The following is a 15966-nucleotide window of genomic DNA, read 5'->3' as shown; positions in this document are numbered from 1 at the left end:
GGAGATTGCCGAACTCGCCGGACTTCTAGGGAAGTTGCGGCGAGCCGGCGGGGGGTTCGTCCGGGGGAGGGACGGGCGCGCCCGGCAGCCGGAGCGTCGCCACCGTGCCGCCGCCGTTCGCACCGGCCAGGGTGACCTGGCCGCCGGCCTGCTCCACCGTGCGGGCGACGATCGACAGGCCGAGCCCCGAACCGGGAAGGGCGCGGGCCCCGGGCGAGCGCCAGAAACGGTCGAAGACGTAGGGGAGTTCGTCGGCGGCGATGCCGGGGCCGTGGTCGCGCACGGTCAGCGTGCCGTCCGCGAGCCGCACGTCGACCGTGCCGCCCTCGGGGCTGAACTTCACCGCGTTGTCCAGGACGTTGACCACCGCACGCTCCAGCGCGGCGGGCTCCGCCCGCGTGTACCAGGGCTCCAGCGAGGCGGTGATGGTCAGCTCCGGACCGCGCAGCCTGGCCCGGCGCAGCGCCGACTCGACGATGTCCTCGAAGGACACCACCTGCACGCGCTCGCCGCGCTGGTCGTCGGAGCGGGACAGCTCCTGAAGGTCGCCGATGAGCGCGGCCAGCTCGGTCATCTGCGCCTTCACGGAGGCGAGCAGCGCCTTGCGGTCCGCTTCGGGGATCGGACGGCCCGTCTCCTCGCTGCGGGTGAGCAGCTCGATGTTGGTGCGCAGGGAGGTCAGCGGGGTGCGCAGCTCGTGCCCGGCGTCCGCGATCAGCTGCTGCTGGAGTTCGTGGGAGCCGGCGAGGGAGGCGGTCATCGAGTTGAAGGAGCGGGAGAGCCGGGCCACCTCGTCCTCGGCGTCCTCCTCGACGGGGATCCGCACGGTCAGGTCCTCGGTCCGGGCCACGTGCTCGACGGCCTCGGTGAGCTTGTCGAGCGGCCGCAGGCCGGCCCGCGCGACGGCGAGCCCGGCGGCGCCGGCGCCGACGACGCCGATCCCGGAGACCAGGAGGAGCAGAAGGGCGAGGTCGTTGAGCGTGGACTGGGTGTTCTTCAGAGGGAGCGCGATGAGGAGGGCGGCGTTGGAGGCGCTCTGCGTGGACGGGTCGGCGACCGTGAGTCCGGGCAGGGTGAGGACGCGTACGTCGTTGCCCTCCGAGTCGGTGCCGTTGCGGAACTTCCCGTGGGTGTCGTCTCCCTGCTTGATGAGGTCCCGGTCGGCCTCGGTCACCTTGACAGACCCGACGGAGTACGGCGTCACGCAGGACCTTCCGTCCTCCGTGACCACCTGGTAGTAGGTGCTGCGCGGCGGCCCGTTGCCGGTGTCCAGCGATGTCTTCGTGGTGCAGTTGTTGACCGCGGCCTCGGCCTGGTCCTGAAGCCGCGGCATGCCCAGCGACTTCTCAAGATCGTGGTCGACCTGGTCGTACAGCTTCCCCTGCACGATGAACCAGCAGGTCACCGACACCGCCGCCACCGCGAACGCCACCGCGGCGGCGACCAGCAGCGACAGCCGGGCCCGGATGGGCAGGGCCCGGAACCTCCGTCCGACCCCGTTCACTCGGCCCCGCCCTGCCGCAGCACGTACCCCACGCCCCGCACGGTGTGCACCAGGCGTGGTTCCCCGCCCGCCTCCGTCTTGCGCCGCAGGTACATCACGTACACGTCCAGCGAGTTGGAGGAGGGCTCGAAGTCGAAGCCCCAGACCGCCTTGAGGATCTGCTCGCGGGTGAGGACCTGGCGCGGGTGCGCGAGGAACATCTCCAGCAGCGTGAACTCGGTGCGGGTCAGCTCGACCGGGCGTCCGCCGCGCGTCACCTCCCGGGTCGCGAGGTTCATGCGCAGGTCGGCGAAGGCGAGGGCGTCGTCGTCGGCCGGGGCCCCGGCGCCGGCCGACGCCGCGTAGGAACTGCGCCGCAGCAGGGCCCGCACCCGGGCGAACAGCTCGTCGAGTTCGAACGGCTTGACGAGGTAGTCGTCGGCGCCCGCGTCCAGTCCCGTCACCCGGTCGCCGACCGTGTCGCGGGCCGTCAGCATCAGGATGGGGGTGGTGTCGCCCGCGCCCCGGATGCGGCGGGCCGCCGTCAGGCCGTCCATGCGCGGCATCTGGATGTCCAGCACGACCAGGTCGGGGCGGTAGGCGATCGCCTTCTCCAGCGCGTCCGCGCCGTCCACGGCGACCTCCGTGCCGTAGCCCTCGAAGGCGAGGCTGCGCTGGAGTGCTTCGCGCACCGCCGGCTCGTCGTCGACGATCAGGATGCGCTGGGTCTCGCGGTCGCCTTCGGCGGGGCTCATGGGCGTGGATTCCTCGGGTGTGGTGGGACGACGGGAAGCCGGTCCCGCTGAACGTGCCGGACGCGTTCAGCGTCGCACGGTTCGCGTGGTGTGCGTGAAGGGCGTGGCATGGCCGGGCGGGGCGGGCCGCGGCGAGGCCGGGGGGCGGGGTCAGGCGCGCATCGCCGCGAGCCGCTTCAGCGGCACCTTGCGCTGATGCGGGCGGGCGGCCGTGGTGCGCAGGCCCATCAGCTGCGGGGCCGCAACCTCGGGCGCGCGCCGCCCGGCCGCCGTCGGCGGGTGCAGCGCGGACGCCACGTCGAGGGCCAGGGCGAGGTCGGCCGCGCCGACACCGGTCACCGTGTGCGGAACCTGCTGGATCATGACGTGCTCCCTGGCTCGGTCGGTGAGGGGTTCAGCTGTCGGATCCGCCGGCCCGCAGCGTGGCGAGGTCGGCCTTGACGGTGTTGACCGGGATGGCGAAGCCGAGGCCGACACTGCCGGCGTCGGAGGAGGACGAGTCCGCCGCGGCGGAGTACATCGCGGAGTTGATGCCGATGATGTCGCCCGCCGCGTTGATCAGCGCGCCGCCGGAGTTGCCGGGGTTGAGGGAGGCGTCCGTCTGGAGCGCCTTGTACGTCGTGGTGGACTCGCCGGTGTCCCCGTTGAACTGCCGGCCGCCGAACTGGAACGGCCAGTTGTCCCCGCCGCCGCCTTGCTGCTGCTGACCCTGGTTCTCGCCCGTGGAGACGGTCACGTCCCGGTTCAGGGCGGAGACGATGCCGCTGGTGACGGTGCCGGTCAGGCCCTCGGGCGAGCCGATCGCCACGACCGTGTCGCCGACCTTGACGCCGTCGGAGTTCCCCAGGGTGGCCGCCTTGAGTCCGGAGGCGTTCACCAGCTTGATCAGCGCGAGGTCCTTCTTGCTGTCGGTGCCGACGACCTTGGCCGTGTACGACTTGCCGTCGCTGGTCGTCACCTTGATCGAGTTCGCGCCCGCGACGACGTGGTTGTTGGTGACGATCTCCCCGTCGCCGGTGATGATCACGCCGGAGCCGGTGGAGGTCCCGTTGGCGAGCGTGGCGCCGACCTCGACGACGCTCGGGCTGACCGACTCCGCGATGGTGGCCACGTCACCCGTCTTGCCGGACGGCACCACGCTGGTGGTGGTGGACGACGAGACCACGGTGTCCTTGCCGGTCAGCTCCTGGATGCCGTAGGCCGTGCCGCCGCCTATCGCGGCCGCCACGACCGCCACGGCGGCGAGCAGCGCGAACGGGCCGCGGGCGCGCTTCTTCCTGCCGGGCGGGGTCGGCCCGGCGGCCGTCGCGCCGAACGGAGCGGCCGCGCCCCCGCCGTGCCCGTCATCCCCGCCGTGCCCGTCGCCCGCGCCGCCCGCGGTCTGCGTCTGCCACACGGCGGTGGGCTCGACCGGCGGCTGCGCGGCCGGCCGGTACGCCGGCGGGGGCGGCCACTCCCGGTTCACCGGGGCGGGGGGCACGGGAGACGCGGGGGAGGAGGCGTGCTGCCGGGCGCCCTCGTACGGGGCCTGGTACGGGTTCTCGTACTCGCCGCTGCGGCGGAAGCTCTCGGTCATGGAGAGAAGCGTGTCGCCTCACCATGAGAGCCGGCTGAGTGCTCCCTGAGAACGGGAGCAGAACCTCGTATGTCCGCCATGAACGCCGAACCGGCAGCGGGACGCCGCCTCTCAGACGCCTCTCAGACGGCTCTCGGACCGATCACGGACGGGATCACCGACGGTGATCACCGACGGGATCACGGACGGACCGCCGCCGCGGGCTGCTCGCAGCCGCAGGAGCGGCGGGCCACCAGGCGGGAGGGGAACACCCTGAGCCGCTCGCGCCGCGACCCGGCCACCCGCAGACCGTCGTCCAGGACGAGGTCGACCGCGGCGCGGGCCATCGCCGAGCGGTCCGATGCGATCGTCGTCATGGGCGGGTCGGCGAGGGCCGCTTCCTTGATGTCGTCGAAGCCGATGACCGCCAGCTCGCCGGGCACGTCGATGCGCAGCTCGCGCGCCGCGCGCAGCAGGCCGATGGCCTGGTCGTCGGTGGAGCAGAAGACGGCTGGGGGGCGGTCGGGGCCGGACAGCAGTTCCAGGGAGACGCGGTAGGCGTCGTAGCGGTTGTACGGCGCCTCGAAGAGGCGGCCCTCGGTACTGATGCCGGCCTCGTCCATGGCCCGCCGCCAGCCCTCGACGTGGTCGGAGACCGGGTCGCCGACGGAGGGGGTCTCGGCGGTGCCGCCGACACAGGCCACGTAGGCGTGGCCGTGCTCCAGGAGGTGGCGTACGGCGAGCTGGGCGCCGCCGAGGTCGTCGGTGACGACGGCGACGTCGTCGATGGCCTCGGGCCGTTCGTGCAGCAGCACCACGCGCGCGTCCCAGGCGTCGATCTCGGCGGCCGCCTGGTCGTTGAGCGCGTGGCTGACGAGGATCAGGCCGGAGACCCGCATCCCGAGGAACGCCCGCAGATAGTGGACCTCGCGCTCGGCGACGTAGTCGGTGTTGCCGACCAGCACCATCTTCCCGCGCTCGGAGGCGGCCTGCTCGACCGCGTGCGCCATCTCGCCGAAGAACGGCTGACGGGCGTCGGGGATGATCAGGCCTATGAGGTCGGTGCGCCGGGACGCCATCGCCTGGGCGACCCGGTCGGGCCGGTACCCCAGCTCCTTGATGGCGGCGAGGACACGCTCGCGCGTGGCCGGGGCGACCGGCCGGGGTCCGTTGTTGATCACGTAGCTGACGACCGCGGTGGAAGTCCCCGCCAGCCGTGCCACGTCATCGCGAGTCACCTTTGCCACGCGCGGAGTCTACGCGGATGGACCCGCTCTGGGCAGGGCGGACAAAACCTTCTCAGAGCGTGGGCAACACCCTGTCCGGACGGGTGCGGGGCTACCGGCGGGTACTAGGCGTCCGCCGCGACCTCGGCGGCGTCCTGGGCCGCCGCGTTGTCCGCATCCTCCGTCTTTGCCCGCCCGGACCGGTCCGTCCCGGCCTTCGTCTCGTCGCTCTGCCGCTCCCCTTTCTCAGGGGTAACGAATCGGTAACCGACGTTGCGGACCGTTCCGATCAGCGACTCGTGCTCGGGGCCGAGCTTGGCGCGCAGACGCCGCACGTGGACGTCGACCGTGCGGGTGCCACCGAAGTAGTCGTAGCCCCAGACCTCCTGGAGCAGCTGGGCGCGGGTGAACACCCGGCCCGGGTGCTGGGCGAGGTACTTCAGCAGCTCGAACTCCTTGAAGGTGAGGTCCAGGACCCGCCCCTTCAGTTTCGCGCTGTAGGTCGCCTCGTCCACCGACAGGTCGCCGTTGCGGATCTCCATCGGGGAGTCGTCGGCCACGATCTGCTGGCGGCCCATGGCCAGCCGCAGCCGCGCCTCGACCTCGGCCGGACCGGCGGTGTCGAGCAGCACGTCGTCGATGCCCCAGTCGGCGGTGACGGCCGCGAGGCCGCCCTCGGTCACGACCAGGAGGAGCGGACAGCCCGGGCCCGTGGAGCGCAGCAGCTGGCACAGGCTGCGGACCTGGGGCAGGTCGCGGCGGCCGTCGACGAGGATGACGTCGGCGCCGGGGGTGTCGACCAGGGCGGGGCCTTCCGCCGGGGCCACCCGCACGTTGTGCAGCAGCAGGCCGAGGGCCGGCAGCACTTCCGTCGACGGCTGGAGAGCGTTGGTCAGGAGCAGCAGAGAACTCATCTGTCTGGTTCCTCCTCGGTCCCTGCGTGGGGCTCTCCCGCGCCTCGGGGGCGGTGGGGGAGTCGTGCGGCACTGCGGCTGTTGCGGCGCTGCTCGCGTTCCCGGGGCCCGTACACCCGCGGCCACCTGGTGTTTCCCACCCGGCCGCCACTTCGTATACAACGCTTCCGAAAGCACGAAAGGACCCGGGGGCTGCGCTGCCCGAGTCCTCTGTCCAGCAGAATAGCCCACATGAGCAGGAGCCCGGCAGGTCGTGTGGCGCGTTCCACGGTTCGTCCGCATGCCGAGACGGGCGGGTGCGCACCATTGCGGACGTTTCTGACCACAGCCGACGGGATTCCGCTCGATTCCGTATACGAACCGGGTGCGGCCGTATACGAAACGGCGGATTCGGCCGACGCGGCCGGGCCGGCCGCCTCCCGCCCGGTGTTCGTCGTCGCACACGGGTTCACGGGGGACGTGGACCGCCCGCACCTGCGGCGGGCGGCCGCCGTCCTCGCCCGGCGCGGAGCCGTCGTCACCTTCTCCTTCCGCGGGCACGGCCGCTCGGGCGGACGCTCCACCGTCGGCGACCGCGAGGCGCTGGACCTCGCCGCGGCCGTCGCCCGGGCGCGTTCGCCGGGGCACACGCGCGTGGTGACCGTCGGCTTCCGGGGGCACCGCCCACGCCCTTGAGGCAGTGAGGGAGGGCGGCTCCGTGGTCCTGCGGCACGCGGCCCTGCCCGGGGAGGCCGTGGACGCCGTGGTCTCGGTGAGCGCGCCCGCCCGCTGGTACTACCGCGGCACGGCTCCCATGCGCCGCCTGCACTGGCTGGTCACCCGCCCGGCCGGCCGGCTGGTCGGCCGCTACGGATTCCGCACGCGCATCCCTCACCGGGACTGGGACCCGGTGCCGCCGTCCCCCGTCGAGCCGGTGCCGGGGATCGCGCCCACCCCGCTGCTGATCGTCCACGGCGACCGGGACGCCTACCTCCCCCTCGACCACCCCCGCATGCCGGCCGAGGCCTCCGCCGGACACGGCGAACTCCGGCTGGAGCACGGCACGGGCCACGCGGCGCACGCCGCCGACGACGGCCTCCTGGCCCGCATCGCGGACCGGGCGGTCGCACGGGCGGGCTAGCCTGGGCCCTGCCGGCCACCGCGCCGGCCACCGAGACGCGAAGTGACGAACGGACATGAGGAACGAGATGGCAAAGGTCACGGTGCGCTACTGGGCGGCCGCCAAGGCCGCGGCCGGAGTCGCCGAGGAGCCGCACGACGCGGCCACGCTCGCCGAGGCGCTCGCCGCCGCGCGGGAGCGACACCCCGGCGAACTCGTGCGTGTCCTGCAACGATGCTCGTTCCTCGTCGACGGTGACCCCGTGGGCACCCGCGCACATGAGACGGTACGGCTGGCCGACGGCGGCACGGTCGAGGTGCTCCCGCCGTTCGCAGGAGGGTGAGATGACCGACCAGCCGTACGACGCCTCTTATCAGGGAGACCGCCCCCACCCGGGCTACGAAGGCCACCAGGGCCACCAGGGCCACGACGGTCACGGGGGCGACGAGAGCCGCGCGGTCCGCGAGAGCCACGAGGGTTACGAGGGCTACGAGGGTCACGACCCGCACGCCCGCCGACAGCCCCAGCACTCCCACCAGCAGCAGGCCCAGCAGGCGTGGCCCGGGCAGCAGCAGGGGTACGACGACCCGCAGGCCCACCTCCAGCACACCCAGCAGTGGCAGGGCCAGACCTGGGAGACCAGCGTGCAGCAGCCGGTCACCGCGGCCGACCCGTCCCGCACGCCTCCCCCGGCCCGCGGCGACGACGGCCCGGCGTACGGGAACCCGCACGCCTCCTACGGGAACCCGCAGCCCCCCTACGGGGACCGGTCCCCCTCATACGGGGACCCGCAGTCCCCCTACGGGAACGACCCGCAGCCCGGGTACGGGAACGACCCGCAGTCCGGGTACGGGAACGACCCGCAGTCCGGGTACGGGGACGACCCGGCGTACGGCGTCGCCGCGGCCCGCACGGACTCCTCCGGGTACGGCGTCGCCCCGGCCCACGACGGCGCGTTCGCGTACGGCGGCGACACCGGTCACGGCCGCGGTCCCGCCCACGCCCACGGTCAGGATCACGGCCACGGTCAGGATCACGGGCACGGGCAGGGGCAGGGGCAGGGGCACGCCCCGGCGTACGGCGTCCCGTCGGCCGCCGCGCCGCTGCCGCCGGAGTACGGCTCCGCGGGCGCCGGCCGGCAGGCCCCGGCCCCGCGCCAGGAGGCCGCCGCGCCGGCCGCGGACTCCCCGACCTCCGGCCCCACCTACGGGCCCGCCACCCTCGCGGGCAACGCCCGCGTCACCGACGCCCAGCGGGCCCGCCTGGAAGGACGCTCGCCGATCATCGAGCCGGGCATGCAGCCCGCCGCGCTCACCGCGCTCCTCGGCCTGCTCCTGTCCGGCACGGCCGCGATCGGCTCCTACGCCCTCGTCGTGCCGCTCGTGGCGCTCCAGGCCGTCACGGCGGCGGGCTGGTTCCGGCTGAACGGCATGTGGCCGGCCCGGCAGGGCATCGCGCTCGCCTTCCTCGGCGCGCTGGTCTCGGACGTCGTCCTCCTCGCGGCCGGTCGCGAGCACGCGCCCGCCGCGATCCTGGGCACCCTCGGGGTCTGGGTGCTGCTCTGCCTGGTCCTGCAACTGCGTTCGCACGCCGACCCCGACGAGCGCATGTACGGGCTGATGGCGACCGTCGCGTCCTCCGCCCTGGCCGTCCTCGCCACCGGCCACCTCGGCGCCGAGCCGGACGCGGTGACGGTCGGCGCGGCCGCGGTGGCCGTCGCCGTACTGGCCCGTGCGCTGCCGCTGCCCACCCCGGCCTCCGTCGTGGTGGCGCTGCTGGCCGCGGCCGGCGCGGGCATCGCCGTCGGCCGGATGACCGGACTGGGCGCCGGCGGCGCGCTGCTCGGCGCGGGCGCGGCGGTCTGCGCGCTCATCGGCCACCGGGTCGCGAGCTACGACTACCCCTCCCGTTTCGTGCACTTCACGGCGGGCGTCGCCCTGCCGCTGGCCGCCGCGGCCCCGGCGGTGTACGTGCTGGGACGGGCGCTGGCGTAGGGCGGCCGCGCGCGGGGCGGGGCCGTGCGGGGTCTGTCACAGCTGATCGACAATTCGGCGGCCTCCAGCACGTGCCGGGTTACCTTGAACCGTTGTCAGCGAGAACCGGCCGGTCCTGGTGGACCGGCCGTGGACCGGTGACCGTGAACCGTTCAGGCCATCCGGGTGGGGGAACTGCCGCATGCGTGCGCTTCGAATACTGCTGGTCGTCGTCGTGGTCCTGGGCGGCCTGTTCGTGCTCGCGGACCGCCTCGCCGTGAACTTCGCGGAGGGCGAGGTCGCCGACAAGGTCAAGGCCCGCGAGGGCCTGGCCGCCACGCCGGACGTGTCCATCAAAGGCTTCCCGTTCCTCACCCAGGTGGTGGGCGGCTCGCTGGACGACGTCGAGATCGGCATCAGCGACTACGAGGCGGCCACCGGCACCGGCGGCCGGACCATCCGCATCGACGACCTCCAGGCGGACATGAAGGGCGTCGAGTTCTCCGGCGACTACAGCTCCGCCACCGCCGCCAGCGCCACCGGCACCGCGTCCATCACGTACGCCGAGCTGCTGAAGACGGCCAAGTCCGAGCCGACGCAGGTGGTCCGGGGCGTCACCGCCAACGTGATCGGCCTCTCCGACGGCGGCAACGGCAAGATCAAGGTCGCCGTCCAGGCCACCGTGCTCGGCACCAGGCTGCCGCAGCCCGTCTACGTGCTCAGCACGGTCACCGTCGAGGGCGACACCGTCCGCGTGCACGCCGACTCGCTGCCCAGCTTCGGCGGGGTCCGGGCCGCCGAGAACGAGGTGCGCTCGATCACCGACTTCCAGCAGAAGATCGACGACCTCCCCGGCGGCATCAAGCTCGACAAGGTGGTCGCCGCGCAGAACGGCGTGGACATCACGGTGAAGGGTTCGAACGTCAGGCTGGCCGGGTAGAACCGACCGACCCGGCCCCTCGCGGTCGGCCCCGGACGGGGGCCGCTCACCGTCCTGGACGGCGAACGTCCGACAGGCGAGACGGGGCCGTCCGCCCCTCAACTGTGACGACCGATACAAGCGCCCGGAACCCGTGTCCCCACGGCCCGGGCGCTTTCTGCGTCCCGGCATGCGGACGATCGCGTCTCACTATGCGGAGCGTTGGTGACATGGCCGCCTGTCCGTCCCTACGATCGACGTCATGATGCAGCGACAGGCGGATCTCACGAAGCGGCGGGCAGTAGACCTGTGCCGCGTCGCCGCCATGCTCTGTCGCCCCTTCTGAGCGGAAGCGCCGCCGGCCTTCCGCGCCTCCCGGCGCCCTCGAACCGAGGGCATCCGTGCGCGCCGCCCGCCGGCGAGCCCCGGCCGCGCACCCTCTCTTTTTCTTGCACGCCCCCGCCGTAACTGCCCCGGAGGAGAACAAGCATGAGCCGCAGCGACGTCCTGGTCGACGCCGACTGGGTCGAGGCCAACCTCGACAACGCCGACATCGCCATCGTCGAGGTCGACGAGGACACGTCCGCGTACGAGAAGAACCACATCAGGAACGCGATCCGGATCGACTGGACCAAGGACCTCCAGGACCCGGTCCGCCGTGACTTCGTCGACCAGCAGGGCTTCGAGAAGCTCCTGTCCGCGAAGGGCATCGCCAACGACACGCTGGTGATCCTCTACGGCGGCAACAACAACTGGTTCGCCTCCTACGCCTACTGGTACTTCAAGCTCTACGGCCACGAGAACGTCAAGCTTCTCGACGGCGGCCGCAAGAAGTGGGAGCTGGACGCCCGCGAGCTGGTCGAAGAGGTGCCCGAGCGCCCCGAGACCTCCTACCAGGCCAAGCCGCAGAACAAGGACATCCGCGCCTTCCGCGACGACGTCGTGGCGGCCATCGGTTCGCAGAACCTGGTCGACGTCCGCTCGCCCGACGAGTTCAGCGGCAAGCTGCTCGCCCCCGCGCACCTGCCGCAGGAGCAGTCGCAGCGTCCGGGCCACGTCCCGTCCGCCCGCAACATCCCGTGGTCGAAGAACGCCAACGACGACGGCACCTTCAAGTCGGACGACGAGCTCAAGGCGCTCTACGCCGACGAGCAGGTCGACCTGGCCAAGGACACCATCGCGTACTGCCGCATCGGCGAGCGCTCGGCCCTGACCTGGTTCGTGCTGCACGAGCTGCTGGGCGTGGAGAACGTCAAGAACTACGACGGCTCCTGGACCGAGTACGGCTCCCTCGTCGGCGTCCCGATCGAGCTCGGCGCCAACAAGTAACCAGGCCGCGCCCCAGCGGGCGAACGGACAAGAAGCGAACCCGACCGGCCTTCCGGTCAGACATCTCTGGAGAAGCACATGTGTGGAGCGAAGGCCGGCGGCCCGGACGCCTCGACGATCAAGCCCGGTGAGACCACCATCCAGGGTCAGGTGACCCGGGACGGCGAGCCGGTGGTCGGTTACGTCCGCCTGCTGGACTCGACCGGCGAGTTCACCGCGGAGGTCCCGACCTCCGCCACCGGGCAGTTCCGCTTCTACGCGGCCGAGGGCACCTGGACCCTGCGCGCCCTCGTCCCCGGCGGCACCGCCGACCGCACCGTCGTCGCCCAGCAGGGCGGCCTCGCGGAGGTCGCGATCGCGGTCTGACCGACCGGCGAGGGCCGTGTCCCACGGGTTGGACGCCCGGGACGCGGCCCTTCGCCGTGTCCCGGCCTACCCTGGAGGCATGCTGGCCCGCCGACGGCACGTGTACTTCGCGATGATGGGCACCTGCATCGCGCTGTTCGTGCTGGCCTGGGCCGTCGTACGCCTCTGGTCGGTGCCGGCGGCCGTCGGCATGTGCGTCGTGGCCATGCTCATCCCGCCGGTCGCCGCGATGGTCGCCAACCGGCGCGGCCCCGACGACCGCTGGTGGGACGACCCCTCGGGCGACCCCAAGTCCGACGAGTGGTGGGACGAGCTGGACGGCAAGCACCGCCGCCCCCGCGACCACCCCTGACCACCCGGCCGCGCCCCCCTGACACCGGGCGTCGGGCGCCGCTAGTACACCAGCGCCTGCGTCTCGTCGGCCAGCGCCTCCTGCACGAACACCTGGGCGCCGGCGATCCGCACCCCCTCGATGACGTCCTTCTCCGTGATGTCCCGGCGGGCCGCGCACTGGGTGCACAGCGTGAGACGGCCGCCGGCCAGCACCGAGTCGATCAGGTCGGGCAGCGGGGCCGCGTGCGGCAGCTCGAACTCGGCGGCCCGCCCCGGCAGCGCGAACCACGCGGACTCCCCGGTCAGCCACAGCGACACCTCGACGCCACTGGCCACCGCCACCGCCGCCACCGTGAACGCCTGCGAGCACCGTTCGGGAGCGTCCGCCCCCGCCGTCACCTTGATCACGAGCTTCTTCGCCATGACTGAATCGTAATCAACTCCCTTACAACTGGCGGTGATCACCACGGGTCTCCTGTGCGACGCGCGACGCATGCGCGCTACACACTTCTGAGGGGGATGTCGTGGAAGGTCCGGAAAGGGTCGACGAGGCCGAGCCGGTGAGCGCTCGCCCCGGCCCCCGGCCCCGTGGCCGTACGACGCTGATGATCGCCGGGGCGGCCGTGCTCGGGATCGTCGCCGGCGTCTGCACCGGATACGTGATCCAGGCCGGCCGCGCGCCCACCGCGCTGCCGTCGCTGTCCCAGCCGGTCGTCGGACCGGCCGAGGGCGAGGTCGAACCGCTGTCGGCGGCGCGGGACCACCAGGTCAAGATGGACGGCGACCTGCGCAAGCTGCTCGTCAAGCGCCCCAGGGGAGCGAAGGCCCACCAGTCCGCGCTGGGCGCCGACGGCTGGGTCGACCTGGCCACCTACGCCGAGTACTACGAGAAGCCGATCGGGGCCTTCAACGATCTGACCGACGACGAGTTCCGCCGGGCCGCCACGACCTCGTGGACGGTGGGCGAGACCTACCACGTGATGATCAAGCTCGTGCAGTTCCGCCAGGAGAACGGTCCGGCGGCGGCGCAGTGGGCGGACAACGGCCGGCACTGGGCGGAGGACGAGGACGACACCCGCAGCTGGCCCGTCCCCGGCACCGGGGAGGGCAACGGGATGGCGTACGTACACGACACCCCCGAACGGAAGCCCGGTTACCTCCCGATGTACTCGGCCGAGGCACACGCCTGGCGCGGGGACGTCTACGTGGAGATCCGCGTCTACGACAGCAAGCCGATACCGAAGGCGAAGATCATGGACCTGGCCGCGCGACAGGTGGGAATGCTGTGAGCGAGACCAGCGAGACCAGCGAGACCAGCGAGACCAGCGAGACCAGCGAGACCAGCGAGATCTCCGAGATCTCCGAGATCTCCGAGACCTCCGGGACTCCCGAGGTTCCCGCGGCTGTGGCCGGCCGTGCCGGCACCGTTCCCGTGGTCCCCGAGCCTGCCGACGCCGGTCCCGATGTCCCCGAACCCGCCGCCGCAGAGCCCGTCGGAGCGCGTCGACCCGGCCGTCTCGTGGCCGTGGCCGGATCCGTGCTGCTGGCCTGCGCGGTGCTGGGCGGCGCCGGCTACACCGCCGTGACCGTCCAGGACGCCGACCGCGCGCCCGGCAGGCCCACCTGGAAGCTTCCCGACACCCCCGCCGAGGGCGGTCCCAAGGCGGGCGCGGGCGCAGCCCCGCGGGGACTGAGCGCGCTGATGCTGCCGTTCGGCGCCGACGGCTACCAGCGCGGTCCGGACCGGGCGGAGTTCGGCTCCGACGCTGAGCTGAGCGGTGCGCAGGCCACGGCCCTGCGCAAGGAGGCGGTCAAGGACATGCCGAGCGCCTCTCGGCGGAAACTGGAGAATCTGATCGACAAGGAGCGCGTCAAGGGCATGGCGATGCGCAGCTACACCGCGGTCCGGCCGGACGAGGGCGAGTCGAGCCGCTTCGTCTTCGACGTCACGCTCTCGCGGCTGGAGAGCCGGGCCGCCGTGCGCCGCTCGGCGACGAGCTTCAACGGCTTCGTCGCCGCCATGGACGTCTTCCGCAAGGGGCCGAAGATCGAGGGTCACCCGGACGCACGGTGCTTCCTCAGCCCCAAGGGCAAGAAGAAGCACGTGGCGGCGGCGCTCTGCACGGCCGCCATGGGAGACGTCCTGGTCAGCGTCTCAGCGGCGGCCCCCGACCCGATCGACGGCGCGTTCGTCGCCAAGTTCTTCGCCGCACAACTCGACCGCATCGACGACCCGGGACAGGCCGTATGACCACCGAGCGCACCGCACCGCAGCCCCAGCAGGCGCCGGAACCGTCCGAGGACCCGCGACCGCGGCCCGAACCGACGGACGGCGCCGACGGGAACGAGACCCCGCAGCCCGCGGCGGCCGCCGCACCCGGCGAGACCCCCGCCCCCGACGCCCCGGCCCCTGCCCCCAAGGACCGCCGTGCGCTGCGGGCCGTCCTGCGCTGGACCGCCGTCGTCACCGTCTTCGCCGCGCTGGGGGTCGGGACGGCCTACGGGATCACCCGCATGGAACGCACGGACCTGCCCGGTCTCGCCACCGCCTCGGACGGTCGCTGGGACTACCCCGAGCTCACGGGAGCGCCGCTGCCCTCCGGCAGCCCGTCCCCGTTCGCCACGGAGAACCCGGGCCTCGTGCACCACGCGGACCTGCGTGCGCTGCGAGTGCCCGCGCCCGAGGGCGCGACCCAGGACCCGTCACTGCTCGGCGACGACGGCTGGCTCGCGGCGAAGGACTTCCTTCCGGTGCTGGAGAAGAAGGACGACCGCGCCGACGTCGGACAGGAACTCGTCGACACCGGACTGCGGCACATCGCGGCCCGGGGCTGGACCACCGCGGACGGCACCCGGACCGGCGTCTACCTGCTCCAGTTCCCCACGGACGCGATGGCCGCGCGCGTGTACGCCGAGCTCACCTCGTTCAACGGTCCCGTGTACGCGGTCCGCGGCGCCGCCGAGACGAGGTTCGACGACGACTTCCCGGTCGCCGCCGATGCCAGGAACGTCACGCGCCAGGCCTACGACGAGGTGAAGCCGTACGGCGCGCAGCACGTGCGGCAGGCCTATCTGCACGCCGGCGACGTCGTCGCCCTCGTCCTTCAGTCCCGCAAGGGCGTCGCGGCGGCCGTGCCGTTCCAGCAGACCGTGGCCCTGCAGAGCCGGCTGCTGAACTGAGGGCCGCCAGGGCGTACCTCGCAGGGAGGGCCGGGGCCCGGCCGCGTAAGCTGGGGCCCGGCCCTGTCGTACGTGTCCCGAGTCGTACGCACCCCGAAGCACGCTCATCCGAGGAGCCCCCGTGGAGATCTTCTTCGAATCCCTGCTGGTCCTGGTCTGCGTCGGCGTCCTCGCCTTCGCCGGTCTGACCGTGAAGAAGCTGTACCAGGGCCAGCGCTGACCTACCAGTCCAGGAACTGCCACTCATGATCGAGATTCCGTCCGACCTCCACAAGGACCTCGTCCCCCTCGCCTTCCTGCTCGGCAGCTGGGCGGGCGCCGGCGTGCACGACTTCCCGGGTTCGGAGAAGTGCAACTTCGGGCAGGAGGTCACCTTCGGCCACGACGGCCGGGACTTCCTGGAGTACCACTCCCGCACCTGGGTCCTGGACAAGGACGGCGAGAAGGTCCGCCCCCTGGAGTCGGAGTCCGGCTTCTGGCGCATCGACGCCGACCGCAAGGTCGAGGTGACGATGGTCCGCGACGACGGCGTCGTCGAGATCTGGTACGGCGAGCTGGCCGACAAGAAGCCGCAGATCGACCTGGTCACGGACGCGGTGGCCCGCACGGCCGCCTCCGGCCCGTACACCGGCGGCAAGCGTCTGTACGGCTACGTCAAGAGCGACCTCATGTGGGTCGGCGAGAAGCAGACCCCCGAGGTCGAGCTGCGCCCCTACATGTCGGCCCAGCTGAAGAAGGTCGTCACCCCCGAGGACGTCGAACGCTGGGCGAAGGCCCTCCCCGACGACATGCCGGACGACGGGATCGCCTTCTTCAAGTAGTCCTAGACTCTTG

Annotated in this window: 18 protein-coding genes and 1 pseudogene; 12 read left to right on the top strand and 7 right to left on the bottom strand. The window is 72.5% G+C overall.

Features of this window, described 5'->3' with window-relative positions; genetic code table 11:
• Window positions 1-25 precede the first annotated feature (25 nt).
• The 6 genes from OG802_RS16575 to OG802_RS16550 all read right to left on the bottom strand — a co-directional run bounded on the left by OG802_RS16575 (window position 26) and on the right by OG802_RS16550 (window position 5933).
• The gene (locus tag OG802_RS16575) at window positions 26-1504 is read right to left on the bottom strand and encodes a sensor histidine kinase (RefSeq protein ID WP_329411349.1); all 1479 of its coding nucleotides are present in this window, start codon (window positions 1502-1504) and stop codon (window positions 26-28) included.
• On the bottom strand, window positions 1501-2238 hold the full coding sequence (locus OG802_RS16570) for a response regulator transcription factor (protein WP_329411347.1): 738 nt from the start codon (window positions 2236-2238) through the stop codon (window positions 1501-1503). Before OG802_RS16570 ends, OG802_RS16575 begins: the two co-directional genes overlap by 4 nt.
• A 150-nt stretch (window positions 2239-2388) precedes the next feature.
• Window positions 2389-2601 (bottom strand): hypothetical protein, encoded by a 213-nt coding sequence (locus OG802_RS16565; protein WP_329411345.1) that lies wholly within the window; start codon window positions 2599-2601, stop codon window positions 2389-2391.
• Between the two features lie 31 nt (window positions 2602-2632).
• A complete protein-coding gene (locus tag OG802_RS16560; protein ID WP_329411343.1) occupies window positions 2633-3814 on the bottom strand; it encodes a S1C family serine protease in 1182 nt (393 codons plus the stop codon).
• Window positions 3815-3993: 179 nt separating this feature from the next.
• Window positions 3994-5040, bottom strand: a complete 1047-nt coding sequence (locus tag OG802_RS16555) for a LacI family DNA-binding transcriptional regulator (protein ID WP_329411342.1) — start codon at window positions 5038-5040, stop codon at window positions 3994-3996.
• A gap of 104 nt (window positions 5041-5144) precedes the next feature.
• The gene (locus tag OG802_RS16550; RefSeq protein ID WP_329411341.1) at window positions 5145-5933 is read right to left on the bottom strand and encodes a response regulator transcription factor; all 789 of its coding nucleotides are present in this window, start codon (window positions 5931-5933) and stop codon (window positions 5145-5147) included.
• Between the two features lie 231 nt (window positions 5934-6164).
• Here OG802_RS16550 and OG802_RS16545 point away from each other — a divergent pair.
• From OG802_RS16545 to OG802_RS16515, 8 genes and pseudogenes are all read left to right on the top strand, one after another.
• Window positions 6165-7053: pseudogene (locus OG802_RS16545) on the top strand (alpha/beta hydrolase).
• A 67-nt stretch (window positions 7054-7120) separates the two neighbouring features.
• A complete protein-coding gene (locus OG802_RS16540; RefSeq protein WP_329411339.1) occupies window positions 7121-7375 on the top strand; it encodes a MoaD/ThiS family protein in 255 nt (84 codons plus the stop codon).
• Between the two features lie 301 nt (window positions 7376-7676).
• Window positions 7677-9026 (top strand): hypothetical protein, encoded by a 1350-nt coding sequence (locus tag OG802_RS16535; protein ID WP_329417126.1) that lies wholly within the window; start codon window positions 7677-7679, stop codon window positions 9024-9026.
• Between the two features lie 181 nt (window positions 9027-9207).
• Entirely contained in the window at window positions 9208-9945 is a 738-nt protein-coding gene (locus OG802_RS16530) for an LmeA family phospholipid-binding protein (RefSeq protein ID WP_329411337.1), read from the top strand.
• 241 nt (window positions 9946-10186) lie between these two features.
• Window positions 10187-10270, top strand: coding sequence for an Ms5788A family Cys-rich leader peptide (locus tag OG802_RS35960; protein WP_350818853.1), 84 nt, complete (start codon window positions 10187-10189; stop codon window positions 10268-10270).
• A 143-nt stretch (window positions 10271-10413) separates the two neighbouring features.
• Complete coding sequence (locus OG802_RS16525) at window positions 10414-11253, top strand: sulfurtransferase (protein ID WP_329411335.1); 840 nt, start codon at window positions 10414-10416, stop codon at window positions 11251-11253.
• A gap of 78 nt (window positions 11254-11331) precedes the next feature.
• A complete protein-coding gene (locus OG802_RS16520) occupies window positions 11332-11619 on the top strand; it encodes a DUF1416 domain-containing protein (protein WP_266825316.1) in 288 nt (95 codons plus the stop codon).
• 79 nt (window positions 11620-11698) lie between these two features.
• On the top strand, window positions 11699-11971 hold the full coding sequence (locus OG802_RS16515; protein ID WP_329411333.1) for a DUF3099 domain-containing protein: 273 nt from the start codon (window positions 11699-11701) through the stop codon (window positions 11969-11971).
• Window positions 11972-12012: 41 nt separating this feature from the next.
• On the opposite strand, the gene OG802_RS16510 is transcribed toward OG802_RS16515, so the two are convergent.
• Window positions 12013-12375: a DsrE family protein gene (locus OG802_RS16510; protein WP_329411331.1), complete on the bottom strand. Its 363-nt coding sequence runs from the start codon at window positions 12373-12375 to the stop codon at window positions 12013-12015.
• A gap of 101 nt (window positions 12376-12476) precedes the next feature.
• Here OG802_RS16510 and OG802_RS16505 point away from each other — a divergent pair, with 101 nt between their 5' ends.
• The 4 genes from OG802_RS16505 (at window position 12477) to OG802_RS16490 (ending at window position 15953) form a co-directional block, all read left to right on the top strand.
• Window positions 12477-13241, top strand: a complete 765-nt coding sequence (locus tag OG802_RS16505; protein WP_329411329.1) for a hypothetical protein — start codon at window positions 12477-12479, stop codon at window positions 13239-13241.
• The gene (locus OG802_RS16500; RefSeq protein WP_329411327.1) at window positions 13238-14203 is read left to right on the top strand and encodes a hypothetical protein; all 966 of its coding nucleotides are present in this window, start codon (window positions 13238-13240) and stop codon (window positions 14201-14203) included. Before OG802_RS16505 ends, OG802_RS16500 begins: the two co-directional genes overlap by 4 nt.
• Window positions 14200-15132, top strand: coding sequence for a hypothetical protein (locus tag OG802_RS16495; protein WP_329411325.1), 933 nt, complete (start codon window positions 14200-14202; stop codon window positions 15130-15132). Before OG802_RS16500 ends, OG802_RS16495 begins: the two co-directional genes overlap by 4 nt.
• A 245-nt stretch (window positions 15133-15377) precedes the next feature.
• Window positions 15378-15953, top strand: coding sequence for an FABP family protein (locus tag OG802_RS16490; RefSeq protein WP_329411323.1), 576 nt, complete (start codon window positions 15378-15380; stop codon window positions 15951-15953).
• The last annotated feature ends 13 nt before the right edge of the window (window positions 15954-15966 follow it).

Source organism: Streptomyces sp. NBC_00704, assembly GCF_036226605.1.
In the GTDB taxonomy this organism is placed as follows: Bacteria; Actinomycetota; Actinomycetes; order Streptomycetales; family Streptomycetaceae; genus Streptomyces.
The sequence above is the reverse complement of the archived record's forward strand: the minus strand, read 5'-3'. Positions and strand labels throughout refer to the sequence as shown.

Coding starts and splice junctions, on each gene's coding strand:
- OG802_RS16570 (WP_329411347.1), bottom strand. CDS start 2,238: ATGAGCCCCGCCGAAGGCGACCGCGAGACCCAGCGCATCCTGATCGTC.
- OG802_RS16565 (WP_329411345.1), bottom strand. CDS start 2,601: ATGATCCAGCAGGTTCCGCACACGGTGACCGGTGTCGGCGCGGCCGAC.
- OG802_RS16560 (WP_329411343.1), bottom strand. CDS start 3,814: ATGACCGAGAGCTTCCGCCGCAGCGGCGAGTACGAGAACCCGTACCAG.
- OG802_RS16550 (WP_329411341.1), bottom strand. CDS start 5,933: ATGAGTTCTCTGCTGCTCCTGACCAACGCTCTCCAGCCGTCGACGGAA.
- OG802_RS16540 (WP_329411339.1), top strand. CDS start 7,121: ATGGCAAAGGTCACGGTGCGCTACTGGGCGGCCGCCAAGGCCGCGGCC.
- OG802_RS16530 (WP_329411337.1), top strand. CDS start 9,208: ATGCGTGCGCTTCGAATACTGCTGGTCGTCGTCGTGGTCCTGGGCGGC.
- OG802_RS35960 (WP_350818853.1), top strand. CDS start 10,187: ATGATGCAGCGACAGGCGGATCTCACGAAGCGGCGGGCAGTAGACCTG.
- OG802_RS16525 (WP_329411335.1), top strand. CDS start 10,414: ATGAGCCGCAGCGACGTCCTGGTCGACGCCGACTGGGTCGAGGCCAAC.
- OG802_RS16520 (WP_266825316.1), top strand. CDS start 11,332: ATGTGTGGAGCGAAGGCCGGCGGCCCGGACGCCTCGACGATCAAGCCC.
- OG802_RS16515 (WP_329411333.1), top strand. CDS start 11,699: ATGCTGGCCCGCCGACGGCACGTGTACTTCGCGATGATGGGCACCTGC.
- OG802_RS16510 (WP_329411331.1), bottom strand. CDS start 12,375: ATGGCGAAGAAGCTCGTGATCAAGGTGACGGCGGGGGCGGACGCTCCC.
- OG802_RS16495 (WP_329411325.1), top strand. CDS start 14,200: ATGACCACCGAGCGCACCGCACCGCAGCCCCAGCAGGCGCCGGAACCG.
- OG802_RS16490 (WP_329411323.1), top strand. CDS start 15,378: ATGATCGAGATTCCGTCCGACCTCCACAAGGACCTCGTCCCCCTCGCC.